At 71.1% G+C, this 24,633-nt stretch carries 24 protein-coding genes; 12 read left to right on the top strand and 12 right to left on the bottom strand.

The features are described 5' to 3' along the window. Window positions 1-110: 110 nt before the first annotated feature. The 7 genes from A4U64_RS20410 to iolC are packed head-to-tail and all read right to left on the bottom strand — an operon-like array spanning window position 111 to window position 7,746. Entirely contained in the window at window positions 111-944 is an 834-nt protein-coding gene (locus A4U64_RS20410) for a sugar phosphate isomerase/epimerase family protein (RefSeq protein WP_065923541.1), read from the bottom strand. Between the two features lie 5 nt (window positions 945-949). Then, a complete protein-coding gene (locus tag A4U64_RS20405; protein ID WP_065923031.1) occupies window positions 950-1,990 on the bottom strand; it encodes a Gfo/Idh/MocA family protein in 1,041 nt (346 codons plus the stop codon). A gap of 21 nt (window positions 1,991-2,011) precedes the next feature. Continuing rightward, entirely contained in the window at window positions 2,012-2,917 is a 906-nt protein-coding gene (locus A4U64_RS20400) for a sugar phosphate isomerase/epimerase family protein (protein ID WP_065923030.1), read from the bottom strand. A 28-nt stretch (window positions 2,918-2,945) separates the two neighbouring features. Next, the gene (gene iolD / locus A4U64_RS20395; protein ID WP_065923029.1) at window positions 2,946-4,961 is read right to left on the bottom strand and encodes a 3D-(3,5/4)-trihydroxycyclohexane-1,2-dione acylhydrolase (decyclizing); all 2,016 of its coding nucleotides are present in this window, start codon (window positions 4,959-4,961) and stop codon (window positions 2,946-2,948) included. Between the two features lie 4 nt (window positions 4,962-4,965). Continuing rightward, window positions 4,966-5,859: a 5-deoxy-glucuronate isomerase gene (iolB, locus tag A4U64_RS20390; protein ID WP_065923540.1), complete on the bottom strand. Its 894-nt coding sequence runs from the start codon at window positions 5,857-5,859 to the stop codon at window positions 4,966-4,968. Window positions 5,860-5,864: 5 nt separating this feature from the next. Continuing rightward, window positions 5,865-6,767 carry a Cgl0159 family (beta/alpha)8-fold protein gene (locus tag A4U64_RS20385; RefSeq protein ID WP_006937913.1) on the bottom strand — a complete coding sequence of 301 codons (903 nt, stop codon included), beginning with the start codon at window positions 6,765-6,767 and terminating at the stop codon, window positions 5,865-5,867. Continuing rightward, complete coding sequence (gene iolC, locus A4U64_RS20380) at window positions 6,760-7,746, bottom strand: 5-dehydro-2-deoxygluconokinase (protein WP_029541107.1); 987 nt, start codon at window positions 7,744-7,746, stop codon at window positions 6,760-6,762. The genes A4U64_RS20385 and iolC overlap by 8 nt, the downstream gene beginning before the upstream one ends. Before the next feature lie 196 nt (window positions 7,747-7,942). On the opposite strand from iolC, the gene A4U64_RS20375 reads away from it, so the two are divergent. Next, window positions 7,943-8,680: a GntR family transcriptional regulator gene (locus A4U64_RS20375; protein WP_006937917.1), complete on the top strand. Its 738-nt coding sequence runs from the start codon at window positions 7,943-7,945 to the stop codon at window positions 8,678-8,680. A 604-nt stretch (window positions 8,681-9,284) separates the two neighbouring features. Here A4U64_RS20375 and A4U64_RS20370 read toward each other — a convergent pair. The 3 genes from A4U64_RS20370 to A4U64_RS20360 are packed head-to-tail and all read right to left on the bottom strand — an operon-like array spanning window position 9,285 to window position 11,951. Continuing rightward, window positions 9,285-10,475 (bottom strand): acetyl-CoA C-acetyltransferase, encoded by a 1,191-nt coding sequence (locus tag A4U64_RS20370; RefSeq protein WP_065923028.1) that lies wholly within the window; start codon window positions 10,473-10,475, stop codon window positions 9,285-9,287. Window positions 10,476-10,524: 49 nt separating this feature from the next. Then, on the bottom strand, window positions 10,525-11,187 hold the full coding sequence (locus tag A4U64_RS20365; RefSeq protein WP_065923027.1) for a CoA transferase subunit B: 663 nt from the start codon (window positions 11,185-11,187) through the stop codon (window positions 10,525-10,527). Next, window positions 11,184-11,951, bottom strand: a complete 768-nt coding sequence (locus A4U64_RS20360; RefSeq protein ID WP_029541161.1) for a CoA transferase subunit A — start codon at window positions 11,949-11,951, stop codon at window positions 11,184-11,186. Before A4U64_RS20360 ends, A4U64_RS20365 begins: the two co-directional genes overlap by 4 nt. Window positions 11,952-12,154: 203 nt before the next feature. Between A4U64_RS20360 and A4U64_RS20355 the strand changes: the two genes are divergently transcribed. After that, a complete protein-coding gene (locus A4U64_RS20355) occupies window positions 12,155-12,937 on the top strand; it encodes an IclR family transcriptional regulator (protein WP_043801479.1) in 783 nt (260 codons plus the stop codon). 61 nt (window positions 12,938-12,998) lie between these two features. Here the strand turns inward: A4U64_RS20355 and A4U64_RS20350 are convergent, their stop codons facing one another. After that, the gene (locus A4U64_RS20350; protein WP_065923026.1) at window positions 12,999-14,036 is read right to left on the bottom strand and encodes a phosphotransferase family protein; all 1,038 of its coding nucleotides are present in this window, start codon (window positions 14,034-14,036) and stop codon (window positions 12,999-13,001) included. A 351-nt stretch (window positions 14,037-14,387) separates the two neighbouring features. On the opposite strand from A4U64_RS20350, the gene A4U64_RS20345 reads away from it, so the two are divergent. The 10 genes from A4U64_RS20345 to A4U64_RS20300 are packed head-to-tail and all read left to right on the top strand — an operon-like array spanning window position 14,388 to window position 23,443. Further along, window positions 14,388-15,227 carry an enoyl-CoA hydratase-related protein gene (locus A4U64_RS20345; RefSeq protein ID WP_065923025.1) on the top strand — a complete coding sequence of 280 codons (840 nt, stop codon included), beginning with the start codon at window positions 14,388-14,390 and terminating at the stop codon, window positions 15,225-15,227. Beyond that, window positions 15,214-16,248 carry a phosphotransferase family protein gene (locus tag A4U64_RS20340; protein WP_006942877.1) on the top strand — a complete coding sequence of 345 codons (1,035 nt, stop codon included), beginning with the start codon at window positions 15,214-15,216 and terminating at the stop codon, window positions 16,246-16,248. The genes A4U64_RS20345 and A4U64_RS20340 overlap by 14 nt, the downstream gene beginning before the upstream one ends. Window positions 16,249-16,282: 34 nt before the next feature. Next, on the top strand, window positions 16,283-17,476 hold the full coding sequence (locus A4U64_RS20335) for an acyl-CoA dehydrogenase family protein (protein WP_029541170.1): 1,194 nt from the start codon (window positions 16,283-16,285) through the stop codon (window positions 17,474-17,476). Continuing rightward, window positions 17,473-18,570: an acyl-CoA dehydrogenase family protein gene (locus tag A4U64_RS20330; protein WP_006942879.1), complete on the top strand. Its 1,098-nt coding sequence runs from the start codon at window positions 17,473-17,475 to the stop codon at window positions 18,568-18,570. Before A4U64_RS20335 ends, A4U64_RS20330 begins: the two co-directional genes overlap by 4 nt. A gap of 49 nt (window positions 18,571-18,619) precedes the next feature. Continuing rightward, the gene (locus A4U64_RS20325) at window positions 18,620-20,278 is read left to right on the top strand and encodes an AMP-binding protein (RefSeq protein ID WP_065923024.1); all 1,659 of its coding nucleotides are present in this window, start codon (window positions 18,620-18,622) and stop codon (window positions 20,276-20,278) included. A gap of 17 nt (window positions 20,279-20,295) precedes the next feature. Continuing rightward, window positions 20,296-21,147 (top strand): acyl-CoA thioesterase, encoded by an 852-nt coding sequence (locus A4U64_RS20320; RefSeq protein WP_065923023.1) that lies wholly within the window; start codon window positions 20,296-20,298, stop codon window positions 21,145-21,147. Beyond that, window positions 21,144-21,803 carry an HAD family hydrolase gene (locus A4U64_RS20315; protein ID WP_006942885.1) on the top strand — a complete coding sequence of 220 codons (660 nt, stop codon included), beginning with the start codon at window positions 21,144-21,146 and terminating at the stop codon, window positions 21,801-21,803. Before A4U64_RS20320 ends, A4U64_RS20315 begins: the two co-directional genes overlap by 4 nt. Window positions 21,804-21,831: 28 nt before the next feature. Then, window positions 21,832-22,464, top strand: a complete 633-nt coding sequence (locus A4U64_RS28290; protein ID WP_029541180.1) for a nucleotidyltransferase — start codon at window positions 21,832-21,834, stop codon at window positions 22,462-22,464. Continuing rightward, the gene (locus tag A4U64_RS28285) at window positions 22,461-22,733 is read left to right on the top strand and encodes a BON domain-containing protein (protein WP_006942889.1); all 273 of its coding nucleotides are present in this window, start codon (window positions 22,461-22,463) and stop codon (window positions 22,731-22,733) included. Before A4U64_RS28290 ends, A4U64_RS28285 begins: the two co-directional genes overlap by 4 nt. Continuing rightward, window positions 22,730-23,443 carry a metallophosphoesterase family protein gene (locus A4U64_RS20300; RefSeq protein ID WP_006942891.1) on the top strand — a complete coding sequence of 238 codons (714 nt, stop codon included), beginning with the start codon at window positions 22,730-22,732 and terminating at the stop codon, window positions 23,441-23,443. The genes A4U64_RS28285 and A4U64_RS20300 overlap by 4 nt, the downstream gene beginning before the upstream one ends. A 57-nt stretch (window positions 23,444-23,500) precedes the next feature. Here the strand turns inward: A4U64_RS20300 and A4U64_RS20295 are convergent, their stop codons facing one another. After that, on the bottom strand, window positions 23,501-24,517 hold the full coding sequence (locus A4U64_RS20295; protein WP_006942896.1) for an NADP-dependent oxidoreductase: 1,017 nt from the start codon (window positions 24,515-24,517) through the stop codon (window positions 23,501-23,503). Window positions 24,518-24,633: the final 116 nt, after the last annotated feature.

Below are 24,633 nucleotides of genomic sequence, written 5' to 3'. Positions count from 1 at the left end.
CCGACGCATCCCCGCGACGAGGGGCGCGCCGGCGGCCTGTCCTGTGCGCGCGGGTGATGAATATGGGCATATGTCTTGACATATACCGGGGCTATGTGTGAGGGTCGTCACTACGGATTAGCACGTGCTAAACCGCTCGGATTACATCTGCAGACTCTTCCCTCCATCACGGTGTCGTCACGGTCGTAGAAACCGATCTCGGCGAGGCCCCCGAAGAACTCGTCCCAGTCGACGTCGCCGTCGCCGATCTTCAGGTGCTGGTGGACACGGACCGCGTTGCCGGGGGGATTGGTGATGTAGCGAAGGCCGTGCGAGGCGTGATGGTCCATCGTGTCCGCGACGTGCACCAGGCGGAGCATGTCGCCGGCGGTCCGCATGATCTCCAGCATGTTGCCGCCCATGTGATAGGTGTGGCAGGCGACGTACACCAGTCCGAAGTTCTTCGAATTGATACCGCGGATCATCCGGATGGCGGCCAGTCCGTCCTCCACGAAGTCGTCCGGGTGCGGGTCGATCCGGACGTCGATGCCCTCGCGTTCGATGATCGGGACGAGTTCCTCCATCGACCGGTAGAACGCCCGCTCGGACTCCTCGGCCTTCTCCGGCCGGCCCGAGAATTCGGTGTTCATCACGTTCACACCCAGGTCGACCGTGATCTGGATGGCGCGCTTCCAGTACCGCACCGCGGCTTCACGCGCATCCTCGTCCGGACCGGACCAGCGCAGCACGGGGAGCACGGAGGCGATGCCGACGCCCGCGTCGGCGCACGCCTTGCGGAACTTGGCCACCAGCGCGTCGTCCGCCTTCGGATGGTTGAAGAACGGGATCATGTCCACGTGCGGGGTCAGTTGCAGGTATTCGTAGCCGAGTTCGGCGACGACCCCGGGCAGCTCGAGCAGCGAGTGGGAGTGGTGGAACGGGGTGGGATCCAGTGCGATCTTCACGGCGGTCACGCTCCCGGGACGGACGCGCGGTCCACCATGTCCACGGCGACCCGCTCACCGGTCTCGAGCGAACGGACGCCGGCCTCGCACACCGCCGCGGCGGCGTAGCCGTCCCAGGCGCCGGGACCGTCGACGTAGCTGCCGGTCTCGGCGCCCGACCGTACCGCGTGCACCCAGCGCTGGATCTCGGCGTCGTAGGCGGCACCGAAACGCACCCGGAAGTCCGGCGTGATGGTGCCGCCCCAGACGCCGGGGCGGGTCTTGCGGACCAGTCCCACGTCCAGGCCGATCATCGCGGAGCCGAGCTCGCCGACGACCTCGGTGCGCACCTCGTACGCCAGGCCGGTGGTGACGAACGCCTCGACGTCGACGTGGCGGCCGGTCTCGGTGGTGAAGATGGCGATCTGCGGATCCTGCAGATCGGAGCCGGAGAGCGTGTTGGCCGTCGGCCTGATGATCTGCACGGAGGTGATCTCCTCGGCGAACAGGAACCGGGTGACGTCGACCTCGTGCACGATCGAATCCTTGACGATCATCGCGCTGTCGAAGTACGGCGGGACCGCAGGGTTGCGGTGCGCGCAGTGCATCACGAGCGGCTGCCCCAGCTCGCCCGCGACGAGGGCGGCCTTGAGCTGTTCGTACTCCGCGTCGAACCGGCGCATGAACCCGACCTGGATCAGCGTCCTGCCGAGCTGGGCCTCGCGCTTGACGATCTCGAGGGACGTCGCGGCGTCGGTGGTCAGGGGCTTCTCGCACATGACGGGCTTGCCGGCGTCGAGGCAGGCGAGCAGCTGCTTCTCGTGCGTGGGTCCCGGGGTGGCGAGCACGACGGCATCCACGTCGTCGGCGGCGATCGCGTCGAGCGGATCGGCGACGACGCGGGCGCCGGGCACGGTGGCGGCGACCTGCTCGGCCTTCTCGGTGAGGTAATCGTTGATCACGGTGACGCGCGCGCCGCTGATGCGGTCGGTGATGCGGGCGACGTGGTCGGCGCCCATCATGCCGACGCCGAGCACGGCGATGCGGAGATCGGTGTTGTCGGACATTCTCGGTGGCTCCTGACGTACTCAGACGAAGCGGACGGCTGGAATCCCGCAGGACCCCAGGTACTTTCGGGTACGCTGTGCGATCGGCAGCGGGGCGTCGACCGGGCAGGGGTACATGTCCTGCTCGACGATGGCGAACACGTCGATCCCGAGCTGCTCGACCGCCTCGAGCAGGGGCGGCATGTCCGGGATGCCGCGTGGCGGTTCGGTCATCGCGCCGAGGCGCACGGCTTCGCCGAACGGCAGGTCCTCGGCCTCGACCTTGGCGCGGACCTCGGGATCGACCTGCTTGAGGTGCAGGTAGCCGATCCGGTCGGGGTGCTTGGCGATGATCGCCAGGTTGTCGCCGCCGCAGTAGCTGATGTGACCGGTGTCGAGGCACAGGTTGACGAACTCGGGATCGGTGCCGTCGAGGAACCGGTAGACGTTCTCTTCCGTGTCGACGTGGCTGTCGGCGTGCGGATGGTACTGGGCACGCACGCCGTACTTCTCGAACATGGCCTTGCCGAGCTCGTTCATGCCGCCGGTCTTCTTGCGCCACTGCTCCGGCGTCAGGTTGCGGTCCTCGAGCACCTCGCCGGTCGCGGGATGCCGCCACATCTCCGGGATCACCACGACGTGGGTGCCGCCCACCGCGGCGGTGAGCTGGGCGACGTCCTCGATCTGGGACCACACCGCGTCCCAGGAGTCGTCCTGGTGGAGGTGCTCGAACACCGTGCCGGCAGAGAGCTTCAGGTCGCGGGCCGCGAGCTCGTCGGTGAGCTGCTGCGGCTCGGTGGGCAGGTAGCCGTAGGGGCCGAGTTCGATCCACCGGTAGCCGGCCGCCGCCACCTCGTCGAGGAAACGGGTGTAGGGCGTCTGCTGCGGGTCGTCCGGGAACCAGACGCCCCAGGAGTCGGGAGCGGAGCCGACGCGGATGGTGCTCATGTGGTGGGTGTCCTTCTCTTGGTGGGGGTCAGTTGTCGGTGGAGGACGATTCGGGCGCGGGTTCGGACGGGCGCAGGTAGGGACGCTGGACCCTCTTCCACGCCTCGTACACCTCGCGGGCCTGCTGTGTGGACTCGAGCGTCGAGGTCTCCGATACGGGTACGTCCCACCAGGATTCGCTGTCGGGTGCGCCGATGAGCGGGTCCGTCTCCACGTGGACGACGGTGGCGCGGTCGGACGCCTTCGCGGCCTCGAGGGCGTCGGCGAACTCCGCGGCGGTCGTCGCCCGCAGGACGTCCACGCCGAGGCTGGCGGCGTTGGCCGCCAGATCCACCGGCAGCACGCCGCCGTCCAGCCGGCCCCGGTCGCTGCGATAGCGGTACGAGGTGCCGAAGCGCTGCGAGCCGAGCGATTCCGACAGCGAGCCGATGGAGGCGAATCCGTGGTTCTGCACCAGCACCACGATCACCTTCACGCCCTCCTGCACGGCGGTGACGAGTTCGGTGGCCATCATCAGGTAGGAGCCGTCCCCGACCATCACGAAGACGTCCCGGTCGGGGCATGCCATCGCCACGCCGAGCCCGCCGGCGACCTCGTATCCCATGCACGAGTAGCCGTATTCCACGTGGTAGCCCTTGGGATCCCGGGTGCGCCACAGCTTGTGCAGGTCGCCGGGCATCGACCCGGCGGCGCACACCACGACGTCCCGCGGTTCCGAGATGGCGTTGACGAGCCCGATGACCTCGTTCTGGGTGAGGGCTTCGGCACCCGTCGCGACGTTCGTGCCGTGCACGCCGGGGGAGTAGACGGCGTCGACGGTCGCCTCCCAGTCGGCGGCGAGCTGCGCGACGAGGGCGCGGTAGCCGTCGGAGACGGCGTAGCCCGCCAGCGCCTCGTCGAGTGCCTCGATCGTCTCGCGGGCGTCGGCGACCACGCCGACGGCGCCCTGCTTGACCGCATCGAACGACGCCACGTTGATGTTGACGAACCGCACGTCGGGGTCGGTGAACGCGGTGCGGGACGCGGAGGTGAAATCGCTGTAGCGGGTGCCGATCCCGATCACCAGGTCGGCCTCGGCGGCCAGGGCGTTGGCGGCGGTGGTGCCGGTCGAGCCGATCGCTCCCACCGACTGCGGGTGGTCGTAGGGCAGCGAGCCCTTTCCGGCCTGGCTCTGCCCGACCGGAATCCCGGTGCGCTCGCAGAACCGCGCCAGCGCGTCCGTCGCGCGGCTGTAGACGACGCCGCCACCGGCGACGATCAACGGCCGGCGCGCCGACCGGATCGCCTCGGCCGCACGGGCCAGCGCTGCGCGCTCGGGCAGCGGGCGGCCCACGTGCCAGGTCCGTTCGGCGAACAGGGACACCGGCCAGTCGAACGCCTCCGCCTGCACGTCCTGCGGGATCGCGACGGTGGCGGTGCCGGTCTCGACCGGGTCGGTGAGGACCCGCATCGCGCCGAGCAGGGCCGCGGGCAGCTGCTCCGGCCGCCAGACCCGGTCGAAGAAGCGCGACACCGGACGGAAGCAGTCGTTGACGGTGACGTCCCCGGAGTCGGGACGTTCGAGTTCCTGCAGGACCGGAGCGCTGGCACGGGTGGCGAACGTGTCCGCCGGCAGGAGCAGCACGGGCAGGCGGTTGATCGTCGCGAGGGCGGCACCGGTGACCATGTTGGTCGAGCCCGGTCCGACGGATGCGGTCACGGCCCAGGCCTGGAGGCGGTCCTTCATGCGGGCGTAGGCGACGGCGCTGTGCACCATGGCCTGTTCGTTGCGGCCGAGCACGTACGGCAGGGAGGGCTCGCGCCCGGCGTCGAGGTCCTCGGTCTCGGCCTGCAGCAGAGCCTGGCCGAGGCCGGCGACGTTGCCGTGTCCGAAGATGCCGAAGCAGCCGGCGAAGAACGGGGTGCGCTCGCCGTCGCGTTCGACGTGCTGGGCGGCGAGGAACCGCACGGTCGCCTGCGCCACGGTCAGGCGCACGGTCTGCTCGGTGTCCGGCGTGCGGATTCCGGTGACCGCGCCGTCGCGGTCGGAGTTGATGGGCGCCACTGGTCTACTCTCCTGAGCTCTGGGGCGGGCGGCCGGTGTGGAGCGGCAGTCGGGGATCGATCTCCTGGTGTTCCCAGCTGGTGCGGAGCCAGGTGTGGGCGGGGTCGTCGCAGATGCGCCAGGCCCGTTCGGGGCCGGGTCCGGCCATCACGTTGAGGTAGTACATGTGGTAGCCGGGGGCCGCGATGGACGGGCCGTGGTAGCCGTGCGGGACGAGCACGACGTCGCCGCTGCGGACCTCCTCGAGCACCTCGATCGGCCGCTCGGGCGTGCCGTAGACCCGGTGGAAACCGAATCCTGTTGTGCCCGTCTCGCCTTCGTCGATCTCGAAGTAGTAGATCTCCTCGAGCTCGGACTCGGCGTCGGTGTTCTCGTCGTGCTTGTGGGCGGGGTAGGACGACCAGTTGCCGCCCGGGGTGATGACCTCGCACGCGATGATCGAGTCGGCGTCGAAGACATCCGCGGTGCCGAAGTTGTGCACCTGACGGCTGCAGTTGCCCGCGCCGCGCAGTTCGACGGGAACGTCGGCGGCCGGGACATACCGGAACGGCATCCGGCGGGTGGCGCGGGCACCGCAGAGCGCGAAGCGGCCACCGGCCGCGCTCGCGACCCGGAAGGAGCTGTCGACGCCGACGTAGGCGAAGTCGGTGGGGCCGTCGAAGACGCTCCGGCGGCCGGCGAGCGTCACCGTCTCGTCGGCGCAGCGCACCTCGGCGGAGCCGGACAGCGGCACGACGAGGATCTCGTCGTCGCCGGACCGGTGCTCGACGTGCTCGCCGGGGCCGAGTTCGACGACCCACAGGCTGGATTCGGACCACCCGGCGGTCTCGGGGGTGACGGCCACGGTGAACGGGGCCTCGCCGGTGGAGCGGGCGGGCAGGTAGTACTTGCTGTTCACGGCGCTCACCGCACCAGCGAGACGGCGGTCGCGACGGCGCCGGCGACGTCGTCGTCGTGCGGGTACAGCAGGGTGCGCCCGACGACGAGGCCGCGCACGGACGGCAGGCCCAGCGCCTTCTCCCAGGCGGCGAAGGCGGCGTCGGGATCGCTGGGGTCCCCGCCGAGCAGCAGGGTCGGCAGCGTGGTGGCGTCCATGACCCGCTCCATCTCGTCGACCACGGGCAGTTTCATCCAGGTGTAGGCGGAGGTGGATCCGATGCCCTGCAGGATGTGGATCGACTTGATGACCGCGTCGGGCGACAGGTCGTTGCGGACCTTGCCGTCGACGCGCCGGGAGAGGAACGGCTCGAGCATAGCGATCAGGCCGTGGTCGGCGAGTTCGTCGACGGCCCGGGCACACTCGGTCATCATCGACAGGGTGCCGGGATCGTCGAGCGCCACCCGGCAGAGCATCTTCGCGCCGTTCATGCGGTACCGGGCGGTCGACGCGGCGGTCGCGCCGGTCATCCGGTCGTCGAATTCGAAGGTGGCGCCGGCGAGCCCGCCGCGGTTCATCGAGGAGAAGACCACCTTGTCCTCGAGCGCGCCGAGCAGCACGAGGTCGTCGAGGATGTCGGAGGTGGCGAGCACGCCGTCGACGCCCGGGTCCGCCAGCGCGGTGCGGAGCCGGTCGAGCAGGTCGGTGCGGCTGTTCATGGCGGTGGGCCGGTCGCCGACGGCCAGGGCGCCGCGGGCGGGGTGGTCGGCGGCGACGATCATCAGGCGCCCGTCGCCGCGCGTCGCGGGCCGGGTGGCCCGCGCGGCCCAGGCCCGTTCGATGGCGCCCGGATCCTCGGCGCGCAGCTCGGTGATCTCGCCGTAGGTCCGCTGGGGCGGGGTCGACGGCAGGGTGGAATTCTCAGACATTGACGGCCTCCGTGGCGGTCGCGTCGGCGAGGTGGGCGACCTCGTCCGCGGTGGGCATGGCGGTGGAGCATTCGAGGCGGGAGGCCACGATGGCGCCTGCGGCGTTGGCGTAGCGCAGGGTCTTCTCGAGCGGCCACCCGGCGAGCAGTCCGTTGATCAGCGAGCCGCCGAACGCGTCGCCCGCACCGAGGCCGTTGACGACGTCCACGGGGTTGGGCGCGACGGTCACCGACTGCGAGCGGGTCTTGCCGAGCACGCCTTTCGGGCCCTGCTTGACGATCGCGAGCTCGACGCCGAGGTCGAGCAGGGCGTCGGCCGCGCGGTGCGCATTGGTCTCGCCGACGGCGATCTCGCACTCCTCACGATTGCCGACGGCGACGGTGACGTGCTGCAGTGCCCGCTGGACCTGCTCGGTGGCGGCCGCCGGGGAATCCCAGAACATCGGCCGGTAGTCCAGGTCGAGGACCGTGTGCCGGATTCGGCCGCGCGCCTCCCAGGCGGCGAAATGTGCACTGCGGCTGGGTTCTTCGGACAGTCCGGTCACCGTCGCCCAGAACAGCCGCGCGGTGCGGACGGCCTCGAGGTCGAGGTGTTCGGGCTGGATCTGCAGATCGGGAGCCGACGGACGGCGGTAGAAGTAGAGCGGGAAGTCGTCGGGCGGGAAGATCTCACAGAAGGTGACCGGGGTGGGGTAGCGGCCGTCGGTGATCAGGTGCCGGGTCCGGACGCCGAGCCGCTCGAGTTCGGCGCGGACGAACCGGCCGAACGGGTCGGCGCCGATCCCGGAAATCAGGGCGCTGCTGCGCCCGAGCCGGGCCGCGGCAACGGCCACGTTCGCGGCGCTGCCGCCGAGAAACTTGCCGAAGGTCGACACGTCCTCCAGTCCGACGCCGGTCTGGAGCGGGTAGATGTCGACGCCGCTGCGTCCGATGGCGAGCACGTCCAGCGGGCGCTCGGTCTGCGTCTGCGTGGTGGTCAAGGCTGCACTCCCGAAAGATGATGGTGGCAGTCCGCGGGGATCGCGGCGTCCACAGAAACTGTGCGCCATGTCACCGGCGCGTGTCAATGCTTTGTCCTGACATATTGACTTGCAATCAAGCGTATGTCCGTGTTCACATACACTTCAGCTGAATCCGCGGTCCGCCGGGCCGCCTCGCTGGAGATCGGAGTGGTCCGTGAGTGCACAGCTCGCAGTCGAGCTCGACCGTTCGAGCCCGGTACCGCTGTACTTCCAGCTTGCCCAGGCCATCGAAAAGGCCATCCTTGGTGGGGATCTCGCCCCCGGCGACCGGTTCGAGAACGAGCTCGCGCTGGCGCAGCGGCTCAATCTGTCCCGCCCGACCACCCGGCGCGCCATCCAGGAACTCGTCGACAAGGGTCTGCTGGTACGCAAGCGCGGGGTCGGCACGCAGGTCGTCCAGAGTCCCGTCCACCGTCCCGTGGAGCTGACCAGCCTGTTCGACGACCTCGCCCGCGCGGGGCAGACCCCCACCACGAAGCTCCTCGACTATCGGGTGGGCCCTCCGGCCGAGGAGGTCGCGCTCGAACTCAATCTCGGGCCGGACGCGGAGGTGGTGTCGATCCGCCGGCTGCGGTGTACCAACGGGGAACCGCTGGCGATCATGAACAACCACCTACCGGTCGCGATCGCGCCGGATGCGGACGAACTCGAGGATCACGGCCTCTATCAGTCGCTTCGTGCGCGCGGCGTGCACATCCGGCTGGCCCGCCAGCGCATCGGAGCGCGAGCGGCCACCCGCGAGGAGGCCGGCCTGCTCGACGAGAAGACGGGCGCGCCCCTGCTCACCATGAACCGCACCGCGTACGACGACTCGGGAACCGCCGTGGAGTTCGGTAGTCACTGCTACCGCGCGTCGCGCTACCACTTCGACACCACCGTCGTCGACCGCTGAGAACCCGCGGGCGCCTCTCGTGATGTCGTCGCGGCCGTCGTGGTGAACGCGGCAATCTCGGCGCATCTCCTCACGCTCGCGGCGCCGGCATCGGAGTCGCGGTCGCCGCGCTGACCGTCACCGTGTGCGGGGCAGCGGGGGCTGTGCGGCACCTGCCCGCCGGCGCGGAGTACTCGCTCGCCTCCGTCGTCCTGGCTCTGCTACGGGCACCGACGGTGTTCGAGAGTGCGCGGATGTCCCGCGCGCTCGGTGCCGCGGTGACCGGTTCGGCTCCCGAGCGGGTTCACCGATGACGTTCGGAACCGTTGCCGAACAGTATCTTTCGATTCCTATTCGGGCCTGGAGGCATGCGCACACCGAGGTCGAATCCGACAGCGACAGCGACGGGATCGCCCTCATCCTCGCCAACCCGGACGCGCTGGCCGCCGCCTTATCTCGGAGCGAGGGGACATTCGCACTTCAAGCTCTGTCCCGCATACCCGGTCGACCGCGTCGCGCGCCGGCCGGCGCGCGACAGGGCCCCGGACACGCGTTCGGGCGGAGGCGATCGTGTCGCCTCCGCCCGAACGTGACGGTCCTCGACGGATCCTCGAGGTCGCGGGTCCTACGCCTTGGGGACGCGGACGATGAGGGCGTCGCCCTGGCCGCCGCCGCCGCACAGGGCCGCGGCCCCGACACCGCCGCCGCGGCGGGCCAGTTCGAGCGCCAGGTGCAGCACGATCCGGGCCCCGGACATCCCCAGCGGGTGGCCCAGCGCGATGGCGCCGCCGTTGACGTTGATCCGGGCCGGGTCCAGCCCCAGCTCGCGGCCGGAGGCGATCCCGACCGCGGCGAACGCCTCGTTGATCTCCACCAGGTCCAGCCCGGCCGGGTCCAGGCCCTCCCGGGCGCAGGCCTTGGCGATCGCCCGGGCCGGCTGGGACTGCAGCGTCGAGTCCGGGCCGGCGACCACCCCGTGCGCGCCGATCTCGGCGAGCCAGGACAGACCCAACTGTTCGGCCCTGGCCCGGCTCATCACCACCACCGCGGCCGCCCCGTCGGAGATCTGCGAGGCCGACCCGGCGGTGACGGTGCCGTCCTTCGCGAACGCCGGCCGCAGCGCCGCCAGCGACTCGGCGGTGGTCTCCGGGCGGATGCCCTCGTCGGCGGTGACCACGACCGGCTCGCCGCGGCGCTGCGGGATCGACACCGGCACGATCTCCGCGTCGAACAGCCCGTCCTTCTGCGCGCGGGCCGCCCGCTGGTGGCTGGCGGCGGCGACGGCGTCCTGCTCGGCGCGGGAGACGAACCGGGTGCCGGTGTTGGCGGCCTCGGTGAGGTTGCCCATGGCCTGGTCGGTGAAGATGTCGTGCAGCCCGTCGAAGGCCATGTGGTCGCGCAGGGTCGCATCGCCGTACTTGAACCCGGCCCGGGAGTGCTCGAGCAGGTGCGGGGCCTGGCTCATCGACTCCTGGCCGCCGGCGACGACGATGTCGAACTCGCCGGCGCGGATGAGCTGGTCGGCCAGCGCGATCGCGTCGATCCCGGACAGGCACACCTTGTTCACGGTCAGGGCGGGCACGTCCATCGGGATGCCGGCGGCCACCGCGGCCTGCCGGGCCGGGATCTGGCCGGCGCCGGCGGTGAGCACCTGACCCATGATCACGTACTCGACCTGCTCCGGGGCCACCCCGGCCTTGGCGAGGGCGCCGGCGATGGCGACCCCGCCGAGGTCCGAACCGGAGAGGTCCTTCAGGGCGCCCTGCAGACGCCCCATCGGGGTCCGGGCTCCGGCAACGATGACAGAACTGGTCACGATGGGGTCTCCGATCTTGTTGTCGAGCAGTGGTATTCGACTACTTCTCTCAGACGAGCTCGTCGATGCGGATCTCGAGCGGCGCCGCGGTGGCCGCAACGACGTCGTCGACGGTCACGCCCGGCGCGAGCTCGCGCAGCGCGAGGGTCCCGTCGCCGACGACGTCGATCACCGCGAGGTCGGTGATGATCCGGTCGACGACACCCTGGCCGGTGAGGGGCAGGGAGCACGTGTCGACGATCTTCGAATTGCCGTCGCGGTCGGTGTGTTCCATGACCACGATGACGCGGCTGGCGCCGTGCACCAGGTCCATGGCGCCGCCCATGCCCTTGACCATCTTGCCGGGAACCATCCAGTTGGCCAGGTCGCCGGTCCGGGAGACCTGCATGCCGCCGAGCACGGCGGTGTCGATGTGCCCGCCGCGGATCATGCCGAACGACAATGCCGAATCGAAGAATGCGGCACCGGGATTGACGGTGACCGTCTCCTTGCCCGCGTTGATCAGGTCCGGGTCGACGTTCTCCTCGGTCGGGTACGGGCCGGTGCCGAGGATGCCGTTCTCCGAGTGCAGCGTCACCTGCACGTCCGGCGGAAGATGACCGGGGATGAGCGTCGGCAGCCCGATGCCCAGGTTGACGTACTCGCCGTCGATCATCTCCGCGGCCGCGCGGGCCGCCATCTGGTCTCGGGTCCATCCCCTGGTGCCGGTCATCGTGCCGCCCCTTCCGTTGCCTGGACTGTCCGCTTCTCGATCCGCTTGTCCTGCGGACCGGTTTCGACGATGCGCTGCACGAAGATTCCCGGCAGGTGCACCTGCGCGGGATCGAGCTCGCCGGGCTCGACGAGTTCCTCGACCTGCGCGATCGTGACCTTCCCGGCCATCGCGGCCAGCGGGTTGAAGTTCATCGCCGTCTTGTCGAAGATCAGGTTGCCGGCGGTGTCGCCCTTGACGGCGTGCACCAGCGCGAAGTCGGCGGTGATGCCCTCCTCCATCACGTACCGCTTGTCGCCGAAGGCCCGGGTCTCCTTCGGCGGGGAGGCCACGGCCACCGAGCCGTCGACGTGGTACCGCCACGGCAGTCCGCCGTCCGCGACGGGGGTGCCGACACCCGCCGGGGTGAAGAACGCGGGGATGCCGGCGCCACCGGCGCGCAGCCGCTCGGCGAGGGTGCCCTGCGGGGTGAGCTCGACCTCGAGCTCACCGGCGAGATACTGGCGGGCGAACTCCTTGTTCTCCCCGACGTAGGAGGCGGTGACCCGGCGGATCTGGCGCGCGTTCAGCAGCAGGCCCAGGCCGTGGTCGTCGACGCCGCAGTTGTTGGAGAACACCTCGAGATCACCGACGCCGGACTCGACCAGCGCGCGGATCAAGGCGTCGGGGATGCCGCACAACCCGAACCCGCCGACGGCGATCGTCGCGCCGTCGGACACGTCCGCGACGGCGGCCGCGGGCGTGTCGAACACTTTCGTTCCCATCACAGACCCCTTCTCGAGACTTCGGTCCCTCCGGACCCCGGTGCAGGATGCGTTCATTCAATGGACGATGACGCATCGGTCGAGTACCACTACATGCTCTGTGTTTGCCGATTTCAAGGCCTTGCGAGCGGCGCATTCGAGATTGCTCGCCCATCGGAACGTCGATTTCGACGGCGTTCACTGAGTGGACGTATTCTCGTGTCATGGAGGAGGCACAGAGACCCCACGTGATCGGCCGCGTCAGCGCGCTGCTGCGCGCGATCGCCGGGCACGAGCCCACCGGCTCGTCGACCTCGGATCTGGCCCGGGCGACGAACCTCGCGCGCCCGACGGCGCACCGCCTGCTGACTTCGCTCACCGACGAGGGCCTCGTCGACCGCGACCCGAAGACCGGTCGATGGTCGCTGGGGCCCGAGCTGTACCTGCTCGGCTCGCTGGCGGCCGGCCGTTACGACATCACCGACCTCGCCCGCGACATCCTGCGCGACCTCGCACGGGAGACCGGCGAGAGCGCCTTCCTGTCCGCCCGGCGCGGGGACGAGACCGTGTGCCTCGCCAGCGAGGAGGGCAGCTTCCCGCTGCGTTCCCACGTCCTCCACGTCGGGATCCGGCTGCCCCTCGGTGTCGCGTCCGCGGGGCTCGTCATCCTGTCCCACCTGTCCGACCGCGACATCGACGAGTACCTGTCCCGTACCGACCTGACCGCCGGGTGGGGGCCGGACCACAGCCGGCAGGCCGTCGAGGAACGGATCGCCGCGACGCGCCTGGCCGGCTACTCCACCAATCCCGCCCTGCTCGTGGAGGGAAGCTGGGGGATGGGGGCCGCCGTCTTCGACCACCGGGACGCGCCGGCCTGGGCGCTGAGCATCACCGGGGTGGAGAGCCGTTTCCGCGCCGACCGTCGTCCCGAACTCGGGGAACTGCTGCTCCGGCAGGCGCATCGTCTCACCCAGTTGCTGCGCCACCGCCCCCGGCGGTCCGGGTGAGGGACGATCGTCCGGACGCGCACCCGGATCGGGCCGCCGCACCGCCCGCACTCGCGTCGCGTCAGCCCGGCCCTCGCCCCGTGAGCACCGCGCGGGCCATCTCGGCCAGCTGCGCCGGACGCTGTGCGAGGGCGTCGATGTCGACCTCCTGATCGCCCATCGCGCCGGCGCGGAACCTCGCCGCCACACCCTCCGCGATGGCTGCGAGCTTCCACAGCGCGAAGCCCTGGTGATAGCGCAGGTCGTCGAGGTCACGGCCGGTCGTGTCGGCGTACCGGGAGGCGACCGTGTCGACGTCGAGGAAACCGTCGGCGGGATCGGGCGCCCAGCCGATCACGTCGGCCGACGCCCAGGTGGCGGTGAGCCACCCGAGGTCGGCCATCACGTCGCCGATGGTCCACAGCTCCCAGTCCAGAACCGCGCGCACCTGCCCGTCGGTCCCGATCAGCAGGTTGCCCGGCCGGAAGTCGCCGTGCACCAACCCGGTCCACCGTTCGGCGGGCAGCTTCCGGGTCAGGAGCTCGTGGACGTCCCACACGGGCCCGGGACCGACACCGCCGGCGGTGAGCTGACGGCTCCAGCGCCGCAATTGGCGCTCGAGGTAGCTGCCCGGTTTGCGCAGTTGCGCCAGCGGTCCGGTCGTGGTGTCCACCGCGTGGATCACCGCGAGGGTGTCCACGATGCTGCGGGAGGCGGTCGGTCGGTTCGGCCGGGGGATCGCGGCGACCGTCTCGGCATCGTCGAGGACGATGCCCTCGACGTGCTTCATGACGTAGAAGTCCGCCCCCGTCACCGACGGGTCGGCGCAGCAGCCCGTCACCGGCGGCACCGGCACCGGGCCGCCGGCGAGCAGGTCGAGGATGCGCCACTCCCGCACGACGTCGTGGGCGGAGGAGAGCAGTTCCCCGGTCGGCGGCCGGCGCAGGACCCAACGCGTCCCCGCCTCGTCACGGACCCGGTAGGTGAGGTTGGACCGGCCTCCGGTGATCAGTTCGAAGTGCAACGGGGGTGCGACGTCCGGGAGGTGCTCGACGAACCACGCGGTGACGCGCGCTGCGTCGAGGCCGATCGGCTCGCTCGCGGCATCCACCTGAGCCATCGCGCCCTCTCTGCTCGTTCGGATCCGGTGCGGATCCCTCATGCTTACTCGCCTCGCGCACCGATCGGTACGTGCCGTGCCGGACCACCGGGGAAATTCGGGGCGCGGTCCACGCGCCCCAGACGCCGTCGGGCCCTGACCGGGTCCTCCGCCCGCCGGCGACCCGGGACTCGGGGATCGGGCAAGCCCCGTCGAGCCCGCGCCGACCGTGGCCCGGGCCGCCTGCCCCGGTCACATCCGGATGGCCCGAGCGATTGACATCACACCGCCTCGGGCGCAAACTATGCGAGCGCTCAGCAACTTGAATCTGACGTCAAGTTACGTGACTCCCTGCTGTGAAGGAGCACCCGGATGACCGACGCACCCGCCGCGGCGACCCGCGGCGTGGCCACCACCGACGACCTGGTCCTGACCGAGCGGCGCGGCCCCGTCGCCCTGCTCACCCTCAACCGGCCGACCAAGCTCAACGCCTGGAGCAACGCGCTCGAGGACCGCTACTTCGACCTGCTCGCCGAGGCCGACGACGACCCGCAGGTGCGGGCCGTCGTCGTCACCGGTGCCGGCCGCGGATTCTGCTCCGGCGCCGACCTCGACGACCTGCGCCACGTCGCCGACGCGTCGGACGACGACCTGATGCGGCCACGCCCGCGCGACTTCCCGCTGCGGGTCCGCACACCGCTCGTCGCCGCGATCCGTGGACCCGTCGCGGGACTCGGCCTGGTCGAGGCTCTCTACTGCGACGTCCGCTTCGGCGACCCGACCGCCCGGTTCACCACCGCGTTCGCGCGCCGCGGGCTCATCGCCGAGTACGGCATCAGCTGGCTGCTGCCCCGCCTCGTGGGCCACAGCCGCGCCACGGACCTGCTCCTGTCGAGCCGTATGGTCGACGCGGACGAGGCCCACCGGATCGGCCTGCTCGACCATCTCGTCACCACCGGCGACGTCGTCGACGCCGCCGTCGCCTACGCGACCGACCTCGCCGCGCACTGCTCGCCGCGGTCGATGGCGACGATCAAGCAGCAGCTGCGCGACGACGCCGACCGGTCCTACCCGGACGCGCTCGCCGCCGCGGACCGCCTGATGCGCGAGGCCTTCCGCGGTCCCGACGTCGCCGAGGGCGTCGCCAGTCACCTCGAGCGGCGCGCCCCCGCGTTCGCCGCCCTGCCCGGGAGTGCCCATGCCCCTGCGTGAAACCGTCGGCATCGACCCGGACGCGATCCTGCGCTGGTTCGGCGACCTCGGCATCGAGCACACCGCGCCGCTGACCTTCGACCGCATCGGGCTCGGGCAGTCGAACCTGACCTACCTGGTGCAGGACGGCGACGGCCGCCGGTGGGTGCTGCGGCGACCGCCGCTCGGGCACCTACTGGCGTCCGCGCACGACGTCGCGCGCGAGGCCCGCATCCTCTCCGCGCTCGAGGGCACCGACGTGCCGACGCCGAAGGTGTTCGGGCTCACCGACGATCCGGCATTCAGTGACGTGCCGCTGGTGCTCATGGAGTTCGTCGACGGACAGGTGGTGGACCGGATGTCCGTCGCCGAATCCCTGACGCCGGAGCGCCGCCGCCGGATCGGGCTGTCGCTCGCGCGGACGCTCGGCCGGATCCATGCCGTGGACCTCGAACGTACGGGGCTCGACGCCCTCGCCCGCCCCAAGCCGTATGCGGAGCGGCAGCTGCACCGCTGGGCCGGCCAGTGGGAGAAGTCGAAGACCCGCGAGCTGCCCGAACTCGACGACCTGACCCGCCGGCTCCTGGCCGCCGTGCCGCCACAGCACGAAATCACCTTGGTGCACGGTGATTTCCACCTGCGCAACGTCATCACCTCGTGCGAGAGCGGTGACGTCGTCGCCGCGCTGGACTGGGAACTGTCCACCGTCGGCGACCCCCTCGCCGACGTCGGGTCGTTGTTCGCGTACTGGCCCGAGCCGGGGGAGGACACCGGCGGCGACTTCCCCGCCTCCACCCTCGAGGGCTTCCCGAGCCGCGCCGAACTCGCCGCCGTCTACCTGGACGAGACGGGCCGCGACCCGGCGGCGCTGAAGTTCTGGCACGCGCTGGGGCTGTGGAAGGTGGCGGTGATCGCGGAGGGTGTGATGCGCCGCGCCCTCGACGAACCGCAGAACAAGGCCGCGGCCGGCACTCCCACGGTCGCGCGCATCGACGCCCTCGTCCACAAGGCCCGCGAGATCGCCGACGAAGCCGGCATCTGACGCCCCCACCACCCTCGACACGCAGGAGACGACGATGTCCCCCGACGAGCAGACGACCTCGCGCGACCTCTCCGGGCGCGTGAAACATCTTCTGGACCAGTATGATCCGAGCACGACCGGGCCGGAGGACTTCCTCGGCGCTCGGTTCGACGCGGGTCTCGCCTGGGTGCACTTCCCGCCGGGCCACGGCGGACTCGGCCTGCCGCAGAGTCACCAGGCGCAGGTCGAGGCCGAACTGGCCGCCGCCGGAGCACCCCGGCCCGCCGCGGGCCGCAACGGCATCGGCCTGGGCATGGCCGCGCCCACCATCGCGGCGTTCGGCACCGAGGAGCAGAAACGCCGGTTCCTGCGTCCCCTCTACACCGGACGGCACATCTACTGCCAGCTGTTCAGCGAGCCCGGCGCCGGCTCCGACCTGGCCGCCGTCGCGACCCGCGCGGTCCGCGACGGCGACGACTGGATCGTCAACGGCCAGAAGGTGTGGACGTCGGGCGCGCAGAACGCGCAGATGGCGATCCTGGTGGCCCGCACCGACCCGAGCGTGCCCAAGCACGCCGGCTTGACGTACTTCCTGCTGGACATGAGCGATCCGGGCGTCGACGTGCGACCCCTGCGGCAGATCACCGGCGAGGCCGAGTTCAACGAGGTGTTCCTCACCGACGTGCGGGTACCCGACGCCAACCGGCTCGGCGACGAGGGGCAGGGCTGGCGCGTCGCCACGACCACCCTCAACAACGAACGCGTCGCGATCGGCTCCGGCGCGCCCCGCGAGGGCGGCATGATCGGCAAGGTCGCCGCGACGTGGCGCGAGCGTCCCGAGCTGCGCGACCCGGCGCGGCACGACCAGCTGATGCGGCTGTGGGTGGAGGCGGAGGTGACCCGGCTGACCGGAGAACGCCTGCGCCAGCAGCTCGCCGCGGGCCAGCCCGGTCCGGAGGGCTCCGGCATGAAGCTCGCGTTCGCCCGCCTCGCCCAGACCGTGTCGGGATTCGAGGTGGAGTTGCACGGCGAGGACGGCCTCCGATACGACGACTGGACCCTGCGCCGGCCTGAGGCGGTGGACTTCACCGGCCGTGAACCCGGATACCGGTACCTGCGCGCCAAGGGCAACTCGATCGAGGGCGGCACGTCGGAGATCCTGCGCAACGTCGTCGCCGAGCGGGTGCTCGGGCTGCCGCCGGAACACCGTGTGGACAAGGATATTCCGTGGAAGGACCTGGCGCGATGACCGACCTGCTGTACTCCGACACCGAGGACGCCCTGCGGGACAGCGTCCGTCGCGTGCTCACCGATCGCTGCCCACCGTCCGTCGTGGTGACCGCGTACGACGCCGCGCCCGCCGACTTCTCGGGCGTGTGGAAGACGGTCGCCGCCGAACTCGGGCTGGCGGGGCTGCTGGTGCCCGAGTCGCTCGGCGGCGCCGGCGCGAGCACCCGCGAGGCCGCGGTCGTCATGGAGGAGATCGGCCGGGCCGCCGCGCCGGTGCCGTACCTGTCGAGCGCGGTGCTCGCCACCGTCGCGCTGCTGCGCGCCGGCGACACCGGGACCGTGCCGGCCCTCGCGGAGGGCGCCGCGACCGGCGCCCTCGTCGTGCCGTTGTCGACGGCGCCGGACGCCGCGATCACCGGGGTGCATCGCACGGCCGACGGCCTGACCGGACGGGTCACCAGCGTCGCCGGGGCACACGAGGCCGATGTGCTCGTCGTCCCCGTCGCGGGGCCGGACGGCCTCGAACTGCACACCGTCCGGTCGGACGCCGCCGGCGTCACGGTGACCCCGGTGCTGTCGCTGGACATGACCCGGCCGATCGCCGACGTCGAGTTCGCCGGGGCCGCCTCCACCCGCGTCGACGGCGGCGACGCGGCCGCCGCGGTGACCGAGGCGCTGCAGTGCGGGGCGGTGCTGCTCGCCTCCGAGCAGCTCGGGGTGGCCCAGTGGTGCCTCGAGACCACCGTCGCCTACGTCAAGGAGCGCCGCCAGTTCGGCCGCGCCGTCGGTTCGTACCAGGCGATCAAGCACCGGCTCGCCGATCTGTGGCTCGAGGTGGGCGCGGCGCTGTCGGCCGCCCGGTACGCGGCCGACGCGTACGCACGCGGCGACGACGACACCGCGATCGCGGCGGCGGTCGCCCAGTCCTACTGCAGCGACGTCGCCGTCCACGCTGCCGAGGAGTGCATCCAGTTGCACGGCGGCCTCGGCATGACCTGGGAGTACCCGGCGCATCTCTACCTCAAGCGGGCCAAGGCCGATCAGCTCGCGCTCGGCGTCCCGTCCCGGCACCGCGCCCGGCTGGCGGACCTCGTCGGCCTGCCGGTCTCGTGACCGAAACGATTGCGCTGCAACAACACACGAAAGGACAGGTGCCGCCACGATGAGCTGGTACGACGACAGGCCCTGGATGGCCCAGTACGATCCCCGCGTGACCGAGGTCGGACCCGTCCCGCGACGGACCACGCTCGAGGTGTTCGCCGACGCCGTCGCCGCCGCGCCGGACGGGCCGGCGATCACGTATCTCGGTGCGACGCTGACCTATCGGGAAGTCGACGAGCTGACCGACGGCGTGGCGGCCTACCTGCTCGAACACGGCTTCCGCAGGGGCGACCGGCTGGCCGTGTACCTGCAGAACGTGCCGCAGTTCGTCCTCGCGCTGTTCGGCGCGTGGAAGGCCGGCGGCGCGGTGGTGCCGCTGAACCCGATGTACAAGGACGAACTCGACCACATCCTCACCGACGCCGGCGTCGTCGCCGTCGTGTGCGGCGAACAGGCGTGGGCGGACCGGGTGGCGGAGCGGGCCGCCGGGGCGGGCGTGACGATCGCGCTGACCGCGAGCGAACTGGACCTGCAGACCCGGAACGACGAGCGGCTCTTCGCGGGCGTCGAGCGCCGCCGTACGCCGGGCGTCCCCGACCTACTGGAGGTCGCCCGCGAGTGGGCGGGCCGCCCCGTCCCCGATCCGGGCCTGATCCCCGACGACATCGCGCTCGTCTCCTACACGTCCGGGACGAGCGGACTGCCCAAGGGCGCCACCAACACCCACGCGAACCTCACCGTCAACTGCGTACTGCTGCGCCTGTACGACGAGATTCCGGCGGGTTCGCCGATCTTCGCTCTCGCGCCGCTGTTCCACATCACCGGGATGGTCGTCCAGTTGCTCACCGCGGTGGATCTGGCCGGTCCGCTGGTGCTGGCCTACCGCTTCGACGCCGGGGTGGTGCTCGACGTCCTGAAGCGGGAGCGGCCCGCGTTCATGGTCGGCCCGTCGACCGCGTACATGGCGCTGCTGGCGCATCCGTCGTTCTCGTCGGACGCGTTCGAGTCGCTCCTGACCCTCAACTCCGGTGGCGCGCCGCTGCCACCGGCCATCGTCGAGCGCTTCCGCGAGCGGACCGGCCTCTACATCCGCAACGGTTACGGCCTGACGGAGACCAGCGCGCCCTGTGTCGTCGTGCCCTCCGGCCGCGAGGCGCCGGTGGATCCGGACTCGGGCACGCTGTCGATCGGCCTGCCGCTGCCCACCGCGATGGTGCGCATCGTCGACGAGGACGGCAAGGACCTCGGACCGGGCGAGGTCGGGGAGATCGCCGTCGAGGGTCCCATGGTCGTCCCCGCCTACTGGAACCTGCCCGAGGCCACCGCCGAATCCATCCCGGGCGGGCGGCTGCTGACCGGTGACGTCGGCTTCATGGACGCACAGGGCTGGGTGTACGTGGTCGACCGCAAGAAGGACATGATCAATGCCTCCGGGTTCAAGGTCTGGCCCCGCGAGGTGGAGGACGTGCTCTACCGGCATCCGGCGGTCCGCGAGGCCGCGGTCGTCGGCGTGCCCGACTCCTACCGCGGCGAGTCGGTCGCTGCGTTCGTGAGCCTGCGCCCGGACCAGGACGTCGACCCGGACGAGCTGGTGGCGTGGTGCCGCGACCGGCTGGCCACCTACAAGGCCCCGCGGTCGGTCGAGATCCTGGACGAGCTGCCCAAGACCACCAGCGGGAAGATCCTGCGCCGCGAGATGCGCAGGGTCGCGTCGTCCTGACCCGAGGAGGGAAACACGTGCCGAGCATCGACGAGGTTCTGGGCCTGCGCGAAATCGCCCCGGCGACGTTCCGCGCCGACCCGGTGCCGACCGAGATGGAGCGGACCTTCGGCGGCCAGGTCGCCGGGCAGGCGCTTTCCGCGGCGGCACGGACCGTGCCGCCCGAGTTCGGCGTGCACTCGGTGCACGGGCACTTCCTGCGCCCCGGCCGGCCGCTCGACCCCACCGACTATCGGGTGGACGCCGTGCGGGACGGCGGCAGCTTCCGCACCCGGTACGTCACCGCGGTCCAGGACGGCGAGACGGTGTTCACCCTGACCGCCTCGTTCCACCGCGGCGACGACGGGTACACCCATCAGGCGGCCATGCCGGCGACGGCCGGACCGGAAGAGATCGCGGAGAACGGCCGCCCGTGGGCCGCGTGGTACGACTTCCCGGAATGGGACGACTGGGAGCGCCGCTGGCTCCCTGCGGACGAGGCCACGCCCGACGTGCCGTCGCGCCGGCGGTTGTGGATACGGCACCGCACCCCCCTGCCGGACGACCCGGTCCTGCACGCCTGCGCCCTGACGTACTGCAGCGACATGGCGCTGCTCGACATCGCCGTCCTACCGCATCCCGACAGGCCGATCCAGGGAGCGTCCCTCGATCACGCCGTGTGGTTCCTGCGGCCGTTCCGGGTGGACGAATGGCTGCTGTTCGATCAGGTGTCGCCGTCGTCCGAATCGGGGCGCGCCCTGATCCAGGGACAGATCTTCGACACGGCCGGACGACTTGTCGCCGCCGTCGCGCAGGAGGGCATGGTGCGGTTCCACACCGAGCGCGCCGCGGCGGTCGGCGCCAGACGCGCGGAAGGCCGGGCGGAATGAACCTCGCTGCACCCATCTCCGAACGCACCGCCGTCCTGGTCGACTTCGGCGGGGTGATCACCACGAGCGTGTTCGCCGCGTTCGAGGAGTTCGGCGCGACACTCGGCGATCCGGGACTGCCGCTGCGGCTGCTCGGCGGCGACCCGATCTCGCGCGGGCTGCTCGCCGAGCACGAGTCGGGGCGCATCGACGCGGAGGAGTTCGAGCAGGGCTTCGCCGAGCGGTTGCGCGCCCACGGGGCGGCCGTGACCGCGGAGGGACTCGCCGCCCGGATGCAGGCCGGGATGCGGCGCGACGACCGGACGGTGGCCCTCGTCGACGACCTCCGGGCGGCCGGCGTGCCGGTCGCATTGGTGTCCAACGCCTTCGGCCGGGACTGCTATGCCGGCTTCGACCTGGCCGCGCTCGCGGACGAGGTGGTGATCTCCGCCGAGATCGGCATCCGCAAGCCGTCGCGCCGCATCTACGCCCTCGCGTGCGAGCGGCTGGGGGTGGCGCCCGAGCAGGCCGTGATGGTCGACGACCTGCAGCAGAACCTCGACGGGGCGGCGCGGATCGGCATCGCCGGCGTGCTGCACACCGACGCCGACACCACGCGCCTCGAGCTCGCCGAGCGGTTCGGCTTCGTGACGGGACGAGTGCCCGGTCAGGTGTGAGCCGTCGGCGCGCGGGTACCCGCCACCCATGACCAACGCACAGCCCCACAGCCCCGACGCCGCGACGGTCGACGTCGCGGGTTCGCCGGACGAGTCGGTCAAGGAGACCCAGCTGCTGCAGGTGCTGACCAAGGCGGCGAACACCCTCAACGAAGCCGGGGTGCCGTTCGCGGTCGGCGGTGGATGCGCGGTGTACGCGCGCGGTGGGCCCGCGTCCGACCACGACGTGGACCTGTTCGTCCGCCCCCGGGACGTGGACGCCGCGCGGGAGGCGCTCGTCGCCGCCGGCATGCGTCCGGTCGATCCGCCCGAGAACTGGCTGAGCAAGGTCTACGAGGGGGAGCATCTCGTGGACCTGATCTTCCGCCCCAACGACCGGGACGTCGACGATTCGATGCTCGCCCGCGCCCAGTGGATGCGCATCGGCCCGACCGCGGCGCCGGTGATCAGCGGCACCGACCTGATGAGCGACAAGCTCAATGTGCTCGACGCGCACCGCTGCGACTTCGCGCCGCTGCTGCGCATCGCCCGCGCCCTGCGCGAGCAGGTGGACTGGGCCCAGGTGGCCACCGCCACGGCGGCGTCGCCGTACGCCCGCGCCTTCCTCGGCCTGCTCGCAGACCTGGGCATCATCGAACCCGGCTCGGAGGTCCGGCGATGAGTCACGAACACCCGGAGCAGGATCACCCGCAGTATGTGGTGGCGCACCTGCACCGCGCCCTGGCCGAGGATCCCCGCACCGCCGAACAGGGCGTGCGCGTCACGATCCGCGGCACCGACGTGTACCTGACCGGCGAGGTCGCCAGCGCCGCACGCCGCGACGCGCTGACCGTGGTGGTACAGGAACAGCTACCGGACGTCACCGTCCACAACGACGTGCACGTGGTCGACTCGCGCGACCCCGGAACCTCGGTGGAGGAACTGCGATGAGGATTGCCGCCGTCGGCGACGTACACCTGGCCGAGGACGCCCGCGGCCATCTGCGGCCCGCCCTCGAACACGTGCACGAGCATGCCGACGTGCTGCTGCTCGCCGGTGATCTCACCCGGCACGGCACCGTCGACGAGGCGCGCGTCGTCGCCGACGAGTTCGGCGACCTGCCGGTGCCCGTCGTCGGGGTGCTCGGCAATCACGACTACCACAGCGACGCCGCGGACGAGATCACCGAACTGCTCCGCGACCGGGGCATCGTCATGCTCGAGGGTGAGTCGGTCGTCCTCGAGGTGGGCGGGGCGCGGCTCGGTGTGGCGGGGACCAAGGGATTCGGCGGGGGTTTCGCGGGCAAGTGCGCGAGCGCGTTCGGTGAGCCGGAGATGAAGCAGTTCGCCGGGCACACCGTGGAACTGGCCGACAGGTTCCGCAGCGCCGTCGCCGAGCTCGACGGTGCCGACGTCCGCGTCGGGCTGCTGCACTACTCGCCGATCAGCGACACCCTGCGCGGCGAACCCGCCGAGATCTACCCGTTCCTCGGGTCGTATCTGCTCGGCGAACCGGTCGACGAGTTCCACCTGGACCTGGCCGTGCACGGGCACGCGCACGCCGGGTGCGAGCGCGGCACCACCCCGGGCGGCGTGCGGGTCCGCAACGTCGCGCAGCCGGTCATCCGCACCGCCTACGCGGTCTACCGGTTCGAGAACTGATCGCTGGGGCCGGTCGCGGGGTGGCGGGCCCGACACTCGACCACCCCGCGCGAGCCCTCAGGCGTCGTCGGTCATCTTCAGCACGAGCTTGCCGGTGTTCGCACCGTCGAACAGCATGTTGAGCGTGCGCCCGAAGGCCTCGGCGCCGCCGCTCTCGACCTGCTCGCGGGTGACCAGTTCGCCGCGGCGGATCCACTCCGACACCGCGGCCATGCCCTCGGGGAAGCGGTCGAGGTAGTCGAAGACGATGAACCCGGCCATGGAGGCCCGGTTCACCAGCAGGGACAGGTAGCGTGACGGCCCCGGCTGCGGGTCGGTCGCGTTGTAGCCGGAGATGGCACCGCACAACACGACTCGCGCATTCTTGCGCAGCACGGCGAGCGCCGAGTCGAGCGTCTCACCGCCGACGTTGTCGAAGTAGATGTCGATCCCGTCCGGCGCGGCGGCGTGCAGCGCCCGGCCCACGGAACCGGCCTTGTAGTCGATGGCGGCGTCGAAGCCCAGTTCGTCGGTGAGCCACGCGCACTTGTCGGGCCCGCCGGCGATGCCGATGACGCGACACCCGCTCAGTTTGGCGATCTGCCCGGCGATGCTGCCGACGGCCCCGGCGGCGCCCGAGACGAGCACGGTGTCGCCCGGCTTCATCCGCCCGACGTCGACGAGGCCGAAATATGCTGTCATGCCAGGGAATCCGAGGGCGCCCAGCCACACCGGCGGGGCCGCAAGGGATTCGTCGACCGGGACGACGCCGCTACCGTCGGAGACGGCGTAGTCGCACACCCCGAAGTGTCCCGAGACGAGTTGCCCCTCCTTGTAGTCGTCGTGCCGGGATTCGTGTACCCGGCCGACGGCATGGGCGCGCATGATCTCGCCGATCGCGACCGGCGGGATGTACGAACGGACGTCGTTCAGCCACCCCCGCATGGCGGGGTCGAGGGAGACATACTCGACGCGGACGGTGAACTCGCCGTCGGCGGGCCGCGGAACGGGTGCGGTGGTGATGTCCCAGGTGGACTCGTCGGGGCGGCCGACCGGTCGTCGCGCCAATCGGACCTGCTTGTTCACGGACGCCATGCGTATTCCTTTCGGCAGCGGAACGTCTACTGCGGTGCGGTGATTCGGACTCCTCGCGAGAATTCCGGGCAGTTGAATCCGACACCGGATTCAACTATACATGGCGGGTGACCGGG

The sequence above is a fragment of the Rhodococcus sp. WB1 genome, from assembly GCF_001700945.1.
Lineage (GTDB): Bacteria > Actinomycetota > Actinomycetes > Mycobacteriales > Mycobacteriaceae > Rhodococcus > Rhodococcus aetherivorans.
The sequence above is the reverse complement of the archived record's forward strand: the minus strand, read 5'-3'. Positions and strand labels throughout refer to the sequence as shown.

Coding starts and splice junctions, on each gene's coding strand:
- A4U64_RS20365 (WP_065923027.1), bottom strand. CDS start 11,187: ATGACCGGCACCAGGGGATGGACCCGAGACCAGATGGCGGCCCGCGCG.
- A4U64_RS20345 (WP_065923025.1), top strand. CDS start 14,388: ATGACCGACGCACCCGCCGCGGCGACCCGCGGCGTGGCCACCACCGAC.
- A4U64_RS20300 (WP_006942891.1), top strand. CDS start 22,730: ATGAGGATTGCCGCCGTCGGCGACGTACACCTGGCCGAGGACGCCCGC.
- A4U64_RS20385 (WP_006937913.1), bottom strand. CDS start 6,767: ATGTCTGAGAATTCCACCCTGCCGTCGACCCCGCCCCAGCGGACCTAC.
- A4U64_RS20325 (WP_065923024.1), top strand. CDS start 18,620: ATGAGCTGGTACGACGACAGGCCCTGGATGGCCCAGTACGATCCCCGC.
- A4U64_RS20360 (WP_029541161.1), bottom strand. CDS start 11,951: ATGGGAACGAAAGTGTTCGACACGCCCGCGGCCGCCGTCGCGGACGTG.
- A4U64_RS20355 (WP_043801479.1), top strand. CDS start 12,155: ATGGAGGAGGCACAGAGACCCCACGTGATCGGCCGCGTCAGCGCGCTG.
- A4U64_RS20340 (WP_006942877.1), top strand. CDS start 15,214: ATGCCCCTGCGTGAAACCGTCGGCATCGACCCGGACGCGATCCTGCGC.
- A4U64_RS20330 (WP_006942879.1), top strand. CDS start 17,473: ATGACCGACCTGCTGTACTCCGACACCGAGGACGCCCTGCGGGACAGC.
- A4U64_RS28285 (WP_006942889.1), top strand. CDS start 22,461: ATGAGTCACGAACACCCGGAGCAGGATCACCCGCAGTATGTGGTGGCG.
- A4U64_RS20315 (WP_006942885.1), top strand. CDS start 21,144: ATGAACCTCGCTGCACCCATCTCCGAACGCACCGCCGTCCTGGTCGAC.
- A4U64_RS20405 (WP_065923031.1), bottom strand. CDS start 1,990: ATGTCCGACAACACCGATCTCCGCATCGCCGTGCTCGGCGTCGGCATG.
- A4U64_RS20400 (WP_065923030.1), bottom strand. CDS start 2,917: ATGAGCACCATCCGCGTCGGCTCCGCTCCCGACTCCTGGGGCGTCTGG.
- A4U64_RS20295 (WP_006942896.1), bottom strand. CDS start 24,517: ATGGCGTCCGTGAACAAGCAGGTCCGATTGGCGCGACGACCGGTCGGC.
- A4U64_RS20335 (WP_029541170.1), top strand. CDS start 16,283: ATGTCCCCCGACGAGCAGACGACCTCGCGCGACCTCTCCGGGCGCGTG.
- A4U64_RS20350 (WP_065923026.1), bottom strand. CDS start 14,036: ATGGCTCAGGTGGATGCCGCGAGCGAGCCGATCGGCCTCGACGCAGCG.
- A4U64_RS28290 (WP_029541180.1), top strand. CDS start 21,832: ATGACCAACGCACAGCCCCACAGCCCCGACGCCGCGACGGTCGACGTC.